This window comes from Campylobacter sp. BCW_6873 (assembly GCF_001762365.1).
Classification (GTDB): domain Bacteria; phylum Campylobacterota; class Campylobacteria; order Campylobacterales; family Campylobacteraceae; genus Campylobacter_D; species Campylobacter_D jejuni.
Genome location: NZ_MJWS01000020.1, coordinates 1 through 11881, shown reverse-complemented (window position 1 = coordinate 11881; position 11881 = coordinate 1). Strand labels below are relative to the sequence as shown.

The following is an 11881-nucleotide window of genomic DNA, read 5'->3' as shown; positions in this document are numbered from 1 at the left end:
AAAATTATATCCTTAAAAAAGAATTTCATAAGGATATAGTTTTGTTTGAAACACTTTTAAAACTTAGCGAAGAGCCTTTAAAAAGCAAGATTAAGGATTTGTATTTTTCTAAGTTTAATTATGTAGGTACTAAGATTGATTTTTGTATCACTCAAAATTTAGGACTTTTAGGCGAAGTTAATTTACTTTGGGCTGAAGCCAAACAAGGAAAAAGCGAGCTTAAAAAGTCTTTTGTTCAGCTTGTGCTTACCATAGGAAAGTATAAATTTTATACAGAGCAAACTCCAAATTTACTTTGTGCTTTTGACGCTGAAAAGATAGCCTTTTTACCTTTTTCTTCTTTGCAAGAAATTTTTTATCAAAGTGATATAGACTTTAGTGTAACACCTAGCAATCATAAAAGTGAGCAGTTTTTAAAACTTCTAAAAGAACTAGATAGCATTTTAAATACAGCACAAATTTTTTATTATGAAAAAAATGATGAAGAATTAAAAAATTTCATAAAAGAAAATCTTACGAGTGAAAATATAAGCAAATTTAAAATCGATAAAAATAATTTTGTAAGTATTTATCACAAATGGAACAAAATGGTTAAAGATACCATCAGTATTGATTGGAATTTGGCTAAAGAAAGTGGGATCATAGATGCTGATTTTTATTTGGCTGATTTGCTTTCAAATGAAAATGAAACCATCAGTCAAAATTTATTTGCTATTCTTAAAAAAGATTATTATGAGTTTAATAAAACAAAAAGTGATTTAGGCTCTATCATTAACGAACGCACTTCTTTTAAAGATAATCAAAAAGCTCATCATGAATTTTGGGCGATTTACGAGCGTCCTCCAAGAAAAGAATTTTGGGATTATATTATAAAACGCAGAGATTTATTAGTAGATCAAGATATAAGAGAGCGAAAAGGAGCGTTTTTTACTCCTAGAATTTGGGTGGATAAGGCTTGTGAGTATCTTTCTAAAACTTTTGGTGAAAATTATGAAGAGGAGTATTATATATGGGATTTAGCGGGTGGAACAGGAAATTTACTGGCCAATTTTACCAATGCAAAAAATATCTTTTGTTCTACTCTTGATAAAGCCGATATAGATGTGATACATGAGCGTATAAAAAATGGTGCGAATTTGTTTGAAAATCATATTTTTGAGTTTGACTTTTTAAATGATGAATTTTTTGATGAGGTAGATGATAAGGGTAAAATCATCCAAAAATCAAAATTACCTTTAAATTTACAAGAGATTTTAAAAGATGAAAACAAACGCAAAAAACTAATAATCTTTATCAATCCACCTTATGCGGAAGCTAGCAATTCAAAAACTGCTAGTGGTACTGGAAATCATAAAAGTAAAGTAGCAAGAGAAAATAAAATTTGTGAAAAATACAAAGATATTTTAGGTAAGGCAAACAATGAGCTTTTTGCACAGTTTTTTATCAGAATTTATTGTGAGATAGAAGATTGTTTAATGGCTAGTTTTTCGACTTTAAAATATGTAAATTCTACCAATTTTATAAAATTTAGAGAGAGTTTTAAGGCTAAGTTTTTAAAAGGTTTTATGGTGCCTGCTGATACCTTCGATAATGTAAAAGGAAATTTTCCTATAGGATTTTTGATATGGGATATGAGTAAAAAAGAAGAAATTAAAAAAATAAAACTTGATGTATTTAATGAAAATGGAAATTTCTTAGGAGTGAAGTATTTTTATAATGATAAAAAAGAAAGTATCAATAAATGGCTTAGAACATTTAATAAAAAAGATGGCAATAATATAGGTGTATTAATGGCTGATGCACCTGATTTTCAACAAAATAATCATATTGCAATTTTAAATAAAAAAAGAAATGTGCATTTAATTTTTCAAGATATCAATGAAAATATCATTAATATAGCTATATATTTCTCAGTGCGTCATATAATAGAGCATACTTATATAAATCATAATGATCAATTTTTGTATCCTAATGATTTATATAAAAATGATAATGAGTTTAAAAGTGATTGTTTATCTTTTATGCTTTTTCATGGTAAAAATCGCATAAGTGCAAAAGAGGGGATAAATCATTTTATACCTTTTAGCGAAAAAGAACTAGGTATCACAAAAGAAGCTTTTAAGAGTGATTTTATGTATAAATTTATAAAGGGCAATATAAAAGATGAAAACTCGCTTTTTGATGATGAGTTAGCCAAGATAGAATTTAGCCCCCAAGCAAATAAACTTTTAAAAGCTGGAAAAGAACTTTTTAAGTATTATCATACTCATAGTGAAGATAAAAACTATCTAGCCAATGCTTCGCTTTATGATATCAAAGAATTTTTTCAAGGCAGGGATGAAAAAGGCAGGATGAAGCTTCCTAGCCAAGCAAAAGACGAGCATTATAAAGCTTTACTGAGTGATTTAAATGCAAATTTAAAAATTTTAGCTAAAAAGTTAGAGCCAAAAATTTATGAATACGGCTTTTTAAAAGAATGATCATGGCAAAAAAACAACTTTCTTTAACAAGACTTAGTATTCCTATATTTTGGGATTTGCTTTCTAAGTATTTAACTGTGATTATCAATACTGCTATGGTGTCTCATTATTCTAATTTTCTTGTCGGTGCTATGGGGGCTGGAAATCAAATTTTAGATCTTTTTATCACTATTTTTTCATTTTTAAGTGTGGGTTGTAGTGTGGTGATAGCTCAGGCTATTGGTGCAAAAGATCATGTTTTAGCAAGAAAAGTGATTCATCAAAGTTTGTTCTTAAATGCACTTTTAGGCTTTGTGTGTGGTGCGCTTATTTTATGGCATGGGGAGTATTTGCTTTATCTTTTAAAAATCCCACAAGAATTGCTTAAAGATAGTGAAATTTACTTACATATGCTTGCAATTTGTTTGTTTTTTGATGCCATAGGAATTGTTTTAGCGGCCATTGTAAGGGTTTATAATATGGCTTATTGGGTGATGCTTATAGGCTTTTTGATGGATATAGTGGTGATTTGTGGAAATTATTATGTTTTGCATTATACAAAATTAGAACTTTTTGGAGTAGGACTTAGTAATATTTTTGCCCGTATTGTTGCTATAGTGGCTTTACTTGTGATACTTTTTTATAAACTTAAAATTCATCTTAAAATCAAAGAAATGATAAAACTTGAAAAAGAAGTTTTAAAAAAGGTTTTAAATATAGGTGGGTTTTCAGCAGGAGAAAATCTTTTGTGGATAGTTCAATACACTATAGCTTTTGCTTTTGTAGCAAGCTTAGGCGAGACGAGTTTGAGTGTGCAAACGATTTATTTTCAAATTTCAATGCTTATCATGCTTATAGGACAAGCTACGAGCATAGCTAATGAAATTATAGTAGGTAAATTAGTCGGTGCTAGATATATAAATATCGCTTATAAACATGCTTGGCGTGCTTTATATTTTAGTGTGATAGCGAGTGCTTTAGTGGCACTTTTGAATTATCTTTGTCAAGATTTTACTATGCAAATTTTAGGGCTTAAAGAAGAGCTAAAAAATTTAATGATACCTTTATTTGCTCTTTCAATCTTTCTTGAAATTTCACGAACTTTTAATATAGTTATGGTTAATTCCTTGCGTGCAAGTGGTGATGCCAAGTTTCCATTTTTTAGCGGACTTATTTTTATGATGGGAGTATCTTTGCCTGTGGGTTATGTGCTTTGTTTTCATTTTAATCTTGGAATTTTAGGGGTTTGGATAGGATTTTGTGCGGATGAGTTTTTGCGTGGAATGGTAAATTCATACAGATGGAAAAGTAAAAAATGGCAAGGCAAAGCTCTAGTTTAAAATCATTTATTTATAAAGATGAGTGTTATTTTTATTCTAAAAAACGCATAAAAACTTTAAGATTAAGACTCAATGAAAGGGGTGAATTTGTTCTTAGCATTCCTTATTTTTGCACTTTTAAAAGTGTTTATGAGTTTTTAGATAAATCAAGTTCTTGGATAAATGAGGCAAAAAAAAGATTTGAAAAAAAAGTTTTAAAAGATGATGAATTAATCTTTTTAGCTAAAAAATATAAAATTATTTTTGATGAAAATGTCAAAAAAACTTATTTTGATAAAGATAAAATTCTTTGTCAAAATAAAGCAAAATTAGATTTATTTTTAAGAGAAAATGCTAAAAAGATTTTTACTTTTTATCTTAAAAAATGGAGTCAAAAAACAGGTTTATTTTACACGCATTTAAGCATTAAAAATATGAAAACGCGTTGGGGTTCATGTAATCATAATAAAGCTTATATTAATTTAAATTTAAAACTCATTCAAAAGAGTTTAAGAGCTATTGAATATGTGATTTTGCATGAAATCAGCCACTTAAAATTCCCTAATCACAGCAAAGAATTTTACTCTTTTATGGAGCATTTTATGAGCGATTTTAGACAAAGAGAGAAAGAATTTTTAAGTTAAAAATGTTATATTTATAGTTTATTTTTCAAAAAAGGCATAATATGACTTTGGATTTTGATTTTATTTATAATGCGGATAATGATATTTTTGAATATTTATTGCGTTTTTATGCGAAAAATTATAACTACACCCTTAGTAAAGAAGAAAATATTTATCATTTTTCTATTAATGCAGATGAAGAAAATTTAAAGACTTTTTGTGATTCTTTAAACTTTATGAGTCATAGTGTTTTTTTGAAAAAATTTGATGTAAAAGCGGGACAGGATTTTAACCCTTGTATGCCAGAAGATAAAGAATTTTCAAAATTTTCTTATATTACTCATTTAAATTCTAATGCCTATCAAGAAAAAAAACTTTTAAACAAAAACGAATGGGGCGTGTTTTGTGAGTGTGAATTTTCAAGCAATTTATCAGAATTTGAAAAAATCAATGAAGAAAATTTCAATACTTTTTTAAATCTTGCCTTTGATTTGTTAAGTCAAGAAAAAAAGATTTATTTAAAAGATAAAAATGGCATTTATGAATTTTCTTTGTTTAAGAACGAATTTATAGGAGATTTTTTACTTCCTTGTGATATTAAGGCTATAAATTCAGTTTTTGTTTGTTCAAATGAAAATTTAAAACTTCTTGCAAGTTTAGAAAAACCTTTGATGAAGCTAAGACTTAATGCCATGTTTAGAAAAAATCACAATCTTGATTTTAATAATTTTAAAATCAGACTTGCTAGAGATTTGTTTTGCTTTGCTTTAGGTTTAAAACTTTTTGAAAATGAATATAAATTTTTAAGCGTAAAAAAAATAGAAGAATACCAAAAAGATTTTTATATCAGTGCTTTAGATGAGCAAGTGGTGGTTTTGGAAGGCTTTGAATTTATCAATGCTAAGGCAAGAGAGCTTATTTTTTCTAAAGAAGATAAAAATATGGCAAGAATTTCTTATCTTGTAAGTCGTTATAAAGAAAAAGCTTTTATTTTAGAGCTTAGCAAAGATGATGAAGATATTTTGCTTATTAACAAAGAGCTTAATTTGCTTAAACTTTCTTTACCAAAACACAGCAAAGAACTTTATGAAGAGATTAAAAAAGATGAAATTGGTGCAAGGCTTTTAGAAAATTTTAGCAAGGAATTTCCTCTTTTAGATGAAAATTTTGAGCTTCAAAACAATTTTTATTCCTTGCTTGGCTTGGTAGGCAGAGTGCTAAATTTGGGTAAAAATTTACAAGAGAGTGCTAGTGAGCTTTTAAAAATTGCTGATGAGTCAAAAATGCCTCGTGGAGTAAAGATTGATTATCGTTTGAAAGAAGATAAAAGTTTTGATTATACAAGAACTTTAAGATCTACTATGAGTTTTATGTTAGCAGGTGTAGATAGTACTAATATCGCTTATGGAGCGGTTGAGAGTTTGGCTTATTTCTTACGTGATACTTATGATGAATTAAGAGAGAAAAAGCAAAGCGACTTAGCGCTTATAAGTGGCTCTTTGTTTGAACATAAATCTTTACTTAAAAATACTTTAAAACATCTTAAAAATTGTCAGTTAAGCGATGTGCCACTTAGGATATAAGATCAAAATTTCAGGTCTAGTTCAAGGGGTGGGTTTTCGCCCTTTAGTTTATGAACTAGCTTTGAAATCAAAGCTTTTTGGAGAGGTAAGAAATGATGGTTTTGGGGTAGAAATCATCCTTGCTTGTACTCAAAAAGAATGTGAAAATTTCATAGAGAATTTAAAAAATCATCTCCCACCTTTAGCAAGAATAGACAAGCTTATAATCACGCAAATTTCTATTTCAAACTATGAAAATTTTAGTATCACTCCTTCTTTAAAGAACACAAAAAGCACACCTATGTTAAGTGATTTTGCGCTTTGTAAGGAATGTAAAAAAGAATTTTTTGATGAAAAAAATCCACGCTTTTTATATCCTTTTATCACTTGCACACATTGTGGGCCACGCTTTAGTATTATAAAAAGTCTTCCTTATGATAGAGCCCATACTTCCATGCAAGAATTATTGATGTGTGAGTTTTGCAAAAGCGAATACGAAGATCCTAAAAATAGGCGTTTTCATGCCCAGCCTATTAGTTGTCCTAAGTGTAAAATCAATGTTTTTCTTAAAAATTCAAAGGGTGAAATTTTAGCCAAAGATCAAGAAGCTTTTATGCAAAGTTCGAAGTTTTTAAAGGAAGGTAAAATTTTAGCCATTAAAGGCATGGGCGGTTTTCATCTCATGTGTGATGCTTTTAATGAAGAAGCTTTAAAAACTCTAAGACTTAGAAAAAATCGCCCCAAAAAACCCTTTGCTTTGATGTGTAAAGATTTACAAAGTGCTAAAGAACTTGCCTTTATAGATGAAAAAGAAGAATCTTTGCTTGGTGGGGTTTTAGCTCCTATTGTGATTTTAAAGGCAAAAAAAGCCTTTTCTTTAATCGCACCTGATGTTGATAAAATCGGTATTATGCTAGCTTATACGCCTTTACATCTTTTGCTTTTTGAGTATTTTAAAGGAAGTCTTGTGGCAACGAGTGCGAATTTAAGCGGAGAAAGTATCATTAAAGATGAGTTTAATTTGTGTCAAAAACTTGATAAAGTTTTTGATTTTTATTTGGATTATGATAGAGAAATTATCAACGCAAGTGATGATAGCATAGCTCAAGTGGTAAATGGCAAAACTATGTTTTTGCGTACTTCAAGGGGTTTAAATCCTTTTTATTTGGAAAGAAATTTTAATAAAAAAGGCACTTTTTTAGCTTTGGGCGCGGAGCTTAAAAATGAATTTGTGATTTTTTATGAAAATAAACTTTTAATTTCTCCTTATATAGGGGATTTGAAAAGTCTTGATGTGCATGAGAGATTTTTTAAACTTTTAGAATTTTTTAAACAAAATTATGATTTGAAATTTGATGCGATTTTGTGCGATAAACACCCGCATTTTAGCTATGCAAAAGAATTTGAAGAAAGGATTAAAATTTCTCATCATTATGCGCATTTTTGTGCGGCTTATTTTGAATACGAAGAAAATTTTGCAAAAGATGAAAAGGCTTTAGCTTTTATTTGTGATGGAACAGGTTATGGCGAAGATGGTAAAATTTGGGGTGGAGAAGTTTTTGTAGGAAATTTAAAAGAATATGAAAGAATTGCATATTTTGAAAATTTCACTCTTATAAATAGTGATATTAAAAATATACAAAATTTAGCTCTAAGTCTTATTTTTCATTATGATTTAGAAGATAAGGCTAAGGAGTTTTTAGCAAAAATTCCAAAAATTAAACTTGAAAATCTTAAAAAAATTTATTCACATTCTAACTTACAAACAAGTTCCTTAGGACGCATTATCGATGCTTTTGGAAGTATTGTTTTTAACTTAGAAAAAAGCTCTTATGAGGCTCAAGTTGGCTTGATGTGTGAAGCTTTTTATGATAAAAATCTTGATTTTTCTTATAAGCTTTTTGTAGAAAAAGGGCAGGTTAATTTTAAAAATTTAATTTTAGGGGCTTTGCAAGATGAAAAAACTAAGGCAATTACAGGTATGTTTAATGCTTTGGCAAATTTTATCATAGATTTTAGCAAAGATTATGATTTAAAAGTGCTTTTAAGTGGAGGAGTTTTTCAAAACAAAACCTTACTTGAAATTTTAAAAGCTAAAAATTTTGATTTTTTTGTACCTTTAAAATACCCTTGCAATGATAGTTCCATAGCTTTAGGGCAGATGGTATATTTTTTAAATTTGGAAAAATAAAGCAAATATTCTAAAAACTCATAATTTTTTAATGCTTTTAAGGTTAAAATGAAACAAAAAATATAAAAGGAAAGAAAATGTGTAAAGATTGCGGCTGTTCTATAAATTCAACCCATACACACGATCATCACGATCACCATCATGAAAATCCAAGCTTAAAAGAAAGCAAAACCATAGAAGTGATTTCTAAAATTTTAAGCAAAAACGACGACGAAGCTAAGCACAATAGAGCACATTTTAATGAAGCTAACACGCTTTGTATCAATTTAATGAGTTCTCCAGGTAGTGGAAAAACTACGCTTTTAGAAAGTACGATCAAGGCTTTGAAAAGTGAGCTTAAAATCGCTGTGATTGAAGGGGATTTAGAAACCAATAATGACGCTCTAAGAGTAAAAAATGCCGGAGCTTTAGCGTATCAAATCACTACAGGGCAAAGCTGTCATTTGGATGCTTTTATGGTGCATGAAGCTTTGCATCATTTAGCGATTGATGATGTGGATTTGCTTTTTATAGAAAATGTTGGAAATTTAGTTTGTCCTGCAAGCTATGATTTAGGAGAGCATTTAAATGTGGTTTTGCTTTCGGTAACCGAAGGAAGTGATAAACCGCAAAAATACCCTGTGATGTTCAAAAAGGCTGATATAGTTTTAATCACAAAGGCAGATTTGGCTCATCATTTTGATTTTGATATTAAAGAGGCGACCAGGTTGATTAAAGAATTAAATCCTAGAGCAGATATTATCACTCTTGATGCAAAAAATGGCACCAATATGGAGCTTTGGTATAAGGTGCTTAAACTTAAAAAGGAGCTTTTTTAATGTGTTTATCTATACCTTCTGAAATTTTAGAAATCGATGAGTTAAACAATGCTTTAGTGCAAACTTTAGGTGTGAAAAGAAAAGTTAATTTAGATTTGATTGATGAGCCTTTAAAACAAGGCGATTATGTCTTAATCCATGTAGGCGTTGCTATGGAAAAAATCGACAAAGAAGCTGCACTAGAAAGCATTAAAACCTATCAAGAAATAGTAGAAAAAATGAATAGCGGAGAGATAAAAAGCGATGAAGGAGATTTGGGTTTAAATGAATTTCATCGATGAATTTAGAGATAAAGAAAGCATTTTAGCTTTAAAAAAACTCATAGAACAAGAACTTAAAAATCCTATCAATATCATGGAAATTTGCGGTGGGCATACACATAGTATTATGAAATATGCCCTACCTTCTATTTTGCCAAAAGAAATTAACTTCATCCATGGACCAGGATGTCCTGTTTGTGTTATGCCAAGAGTTCGCATTGATACAGCTATCAAGTTAGCCTCCATGAAAGATACGATTTTTTGTACTTTAGGAGATCTTTTAAGGGTGCCTGGAAGTGAAATTTCTCTGCTTGATTTAAGAGCTAAAGGAGCTGATGTTAGGGCACTTTATTCTCCGCTTGAGATTTTAGAAATTGCTAAGCAAAATTTAAACAAAAATATCATCTTTTTTGCTATAGGTTTTGAAACTACTACGCCTATGAGTGCTTTACTTCTTCAAAAGGTTATAGAAGAGAAAATAAATAATGTCTTTTTTCATATCAATCATATCACAGTTCCAGCACCTGTAGAAGCGATTATGAATGATGAAAATGTAAAAATCAATGCTTTTTTAGGCCCTTCTCATGTGAGTGTGATTACAGGTTATGGTATTTATGAGCCTTTAGCAGCAAAGTTTAAAACCCCTATAGCAGTGAGTGGTTTTGAGCCAGTTGATATTTTAGAGAGTGTGTTAAATATTATAAAACAAAGCAATGAAGGCACTTTTAAAGTGTATAATCAATACAAAAGAGCCGTAAGCAAAGAAGGCAATGTTAAAGCGCAAAATTTAGTAAAAAAATACTTTAGAGTGTGTGATTTTGAATTTCGTGGCTTAGGACTTATTAAAGATGGAGGTTTGGAGCTAAAAGAAGAATTTAGCGCCTATGATGCAAGTAAAAAATTTGATTGTGCGGTGCAAAGTAAAAATGAAAGCAAAGCCTGTATTTGCGGACAAATTTTAAGAGGTTTGGCTAAGCCTTATGATTGTAAAGTTTTTGGTAAGGCTTGTACGCCAAGAAGTCCTATAGGAAGTTGCATGGTTTCTGGTGAGGGTGCTTGTGCGGCGTATTATAAATACTCAAAGGTGAATGTATGAAAAATATTTCCTTAGCCCACGGAGGTGGCGGAGAAGAGATGAATGAGCTTTTAACTAAGCTTTTTAAGATCTTTGATAATGAAATTTTAAACGCAAGTAATGATGCAGCAATTTTAGGAAATTTGGCTTTAAGCACGGATTCTTTTGTTTTAAGTCCGATTTTTTTAGATGAAGAGGTTAATATAGGCAAACTTTGTGTTTGTGGTTCTATTAACGATGTTTTGATGGTGGGTGCTAAGCCAAAATATCTAAGCTTAGGGCTTATCTTAGAAGAAGGTTTTGAGCTAGAAAAACTAGAACGCATTTTAAAAAGCATTAAAGAAGAATGTGAAAAATGCGGAGTCATGTTAGTTTGTGGCGATACTAAAGTCGTTCCTAAGGGTAAGGCAGATGAAATTTATATCAACACTACGGCCTTAGGTGAAATTATTTCTAAAAAAGAAAGTAAAAATATCAAAGCAGGGCTTAGCATACTTCTTTCAGGCGATATAGGAAGGCATGGAGCTAGTGTTTTAATCAAAAGAAATGAGTTAGAAGCTGATATTAAAAGCGATTGTAAGGCTTTGGATAAAGAGGTTTTAGAGCTTTTAGAAAAAGATATAAAGGTTGTAGCTATGAGAGATGCTACTCGCGGGGGGCTTAGTGCGGTTTTAAATGAGTGGGCAAAGCAAAGCGGAAATGATCTTTTGATCTTTGAAGAAAAAATCATCGTTCAAGATGAGGTTTTAGGACTTTGTGAACTTTTTGGTTATGAAGCTTATGAGCTTGCCAATGAAGGCACTTTCATACTTTGCGTGGAAAAAGAAGATGAGTTAAAAGCCTTAGAAATTCTAAAAAAATACAATGTAAATGCGAGTATTATAGGAGAAGTTTTAGAAGAGAAAAAAGCACGCGTGATCTTACAAAACGCTTATGGGGCAAAACGCTTTTTAGAAAGCCCTAAGGGCGAACTTTTACCAAGAATTTGCTAATGCACGAATTAAGCATAGTAGAATCTTTAATCGAACTTTGTGAAGAAAATGCCTTAAACAATAAGGCTTGCAATGTGCAAGAAATTTATGTAAAAATCGGACGTTTAAGCGGTATAGAAGTGGATCTTTTTAAGCGTTGTTTTGAAACTTTTAAAGAAAACTCAAATATTTGTAAAAATGCCAAACTTTTTATAGAACTTGCTCCGCTTGAAATTTTATGCTTAAAATGCGATCAAACAAGCATTTTAGAAGAAAATGTTTTTAAGTGTCCCAAATGTGAAAGTATAGAATATAAAATCACAAAAGGTGAAGACTTGCATCTTATGCGACTTGTGATGAAATAATACATTGCGATACTTGGTTAAGTATAGCTAATTTATAGATAAAATATCTAAAAAATACAAAATCAAAAATTTTAAATTTTTATCCAAAATATAAAAACTAAAAAAATACACTTTTAAATTTATTTTAAATATAATTTACAAATACCACAAAAATATTTACAACATTTCATACAAATTTACTCTCATTAAATCAATTTTTTATATAAAATAAAATTTAAATTGAAATTTTATAATTATA

General features: G+C 29.8%; 10 protein-coding genes. All 10 read left to right on the top strand.

All coding sequences use genetic code 11. The annotated features are described in order from the left end of the window. The first annotated feature begins 41 nt into the window (after positions 1 to 41). The 10 genes from AJ932_RS00345 (at position 42) to hypA (ending at position 11643) form a co-directional block, all read left to right on the top strand. Positions 42 to 2480 (top strand): hypothetical protein, encoded by a 2439-nt coding sequence (locus AJ932_RS00345; protein WP_070278489.1) that lies wholly within the window; start codon positions 42 to 44, stop codon positions 2478 to 2480. Positions 2481 to 2482: 2 nt separating this feature from the next. Further along, the gene (locus AJ932_RS00340; protein ID WP_070278491.1) at positions 2483 to 3799 is read left to right on the top strand and encodes an MATE family efflux transporter; all 1317 of its coding nucleotides are present in this window, start codon (positions 2483 to 2485) and stop codon (positions 3797 to 3799) included. Next, a complete protein-coding gene (locus tag AJ932_RS00335) occupies positions 3775 to 4422 on the top strand; it encodes a M48 family metallopeptidase (RefSeq protein ID WP_070278493.1) in 648 nt (215 codons plus the stop codon). The genes AJ932_RS00340 and AJ932_RS00335 overlap by 25 nt, the downstream gene beginning before the upstream one ends. A 41-nt stretch (positions 4423 to 4463) precedes the next feature. Next, complete coding sequence (locus AJ932_RS00330) at positions 4464 to 5984, top strand: hypothetical protein (RefSeq protein WP_070278495.1); 1521 nt, start codon at positions 4464 to 4466, stop codon at positions 5982 to 5984. Continuing rightward, on the top strand, positions 5965 to 8154 hold the full coding sequence (gene hypF, locus AJ932_RS00325) for a carbamoyltransferase HypF (protein WP_070278497.1): 2190 nt from the start codon (positions 5965 to 5967) through the stop codon (positions 8152 to 8154). The genes AJ932_RS00330 and hypF overlap by 20 nt, the downstream gene beginning before the upstream one ends. Before the next feature lie 77 nt (positions 8155 to 8231). Further along, positions 8232 to 8972 (top strand): hydrogenase nickel incorporation protein HypB, encoded by a 741-nt coding sequence (gene hypB / locus AJ932_RS00320; RefSeq protein WP_070278499.1) that lies wholly within the window; start codon positions 8232 to 8234, stop codon positions 8970 to 8972. Next, the gene (locus AJ932_RS00315; protein ID WP_002776342.1) at positions 8972 to 9253 is read left to right on the top strand and encodes a HypC/HybG/HupF family hydrogenase formation chaperone; all 282 of its coding nucleotides are present in this window, start codon (positions 8972 to 8974) and stop codon (positions 9251 to 9253) included. The genes hypB and AJ932_RS00315 overlap by 1 nt, the downstream gene beginning before the upstream one ends. Beyond that, positions 9237 to 10328, top strand: a complete 1092-nt coding sequence (gene hypD / locus AJ932_RS00310) for a hydrogenase formation protein HypD (RefSeq protein ID WP_070278501.1) — start codon at positions 9237 to 9239, stop codon at positions 10326 to 10328. Before AJ932_RS00315 ends, hypD begins: the two co-directional genes overlap by 17 nt. After that, positions 10325 to 11299: a hydrogenase expression/formation protein HypE gene (hypE, locus tag AJ932_RS00305; protein WP_070278503.1), complete on the top strand. Its 975-nt coding sequence runs from the start codon at positions 10325 to 10327 to the stop codon at positions 11297 to 11299. Before hypD ends, hypE begins: the two co-directional genes overlap by 4 nt. Then, a complete protein-coding gene (hypA, locus tag AJ932_RS00300) occupies positions 11299 to 11643 on the top strand; it encodes a hydrogenase maturation nickel metallochaperone HypA (RefSeq protein ID WP_070233280.1) in 345 nt (114 codons plus the stop codon). Before hypE ends, hypA begins: the two co-directional genes overlap by 1 nt. Positions 11644 to 11881 lie beyond the last annotated feature (238 nt).

Bases quoted from the DNA above. Each gene is read 5' to 3' on its own strand.
- hypB (WP_070278499.1), top strand. From the start codon at position 8,232: ATGTGTAAAGATTGCGGCTGTTCTATAAATTCAACCCATACACACGAT.
- hypD (WP_070278501.1), top strand. From the start codon at position 9,237: ATGAATTTCATCGATGAATTTAGAGATAAAGAAAGCATTTTAGCTTTA.
- hypE (WP_070278503.1), top strand. From the start codon at position 10,325: ATGAAAAATATTTCCTTAGCCCACGGAGGTGGCGGAGAAGAGATGAAT.
- AJ932_RS00315 (WP_002776342.1), top strand. From the start codon at position 8,972: ATGTGTTTATCTATACCTTCTGAAATTTTAGAAATCGATGAGTTAAAC.
- AJ932_RS00330 (WP_070278495.1), top strand. From the start codon at position 4,464: ATGACTTTGGATTTTGATTTTATTTATAATGCGGATAATGATATTTTT.
- hypF (WP_070278497.1), top strand. From the start codon at position 5,965: ATGTGCCACTTAGGATATAAGATCAAAATTTCAGGTCTAGTTCAAGGG.
- AJ932_RS00335 (WP_070278493.1), top strand. From the start codon at position 3,775: ATGGCAAGGCAAAGCTCTAGTTTAAAATCATTTATTTATAAAGATGAG.
- hypA (WP_070233280.1), top strand. From the start codon at position 11,299: ATGCACGAATTAAGCATAGTAGAATCTTTAATCGAACTTTGTGAAGAA.
- AJ932_RS00340 (WP_070278491.1), top strand. From the start codon at position 2,483: ATGGCAAAAAAACAACTTTCTTTAACAAGACTTAGTATTCCTATATTT.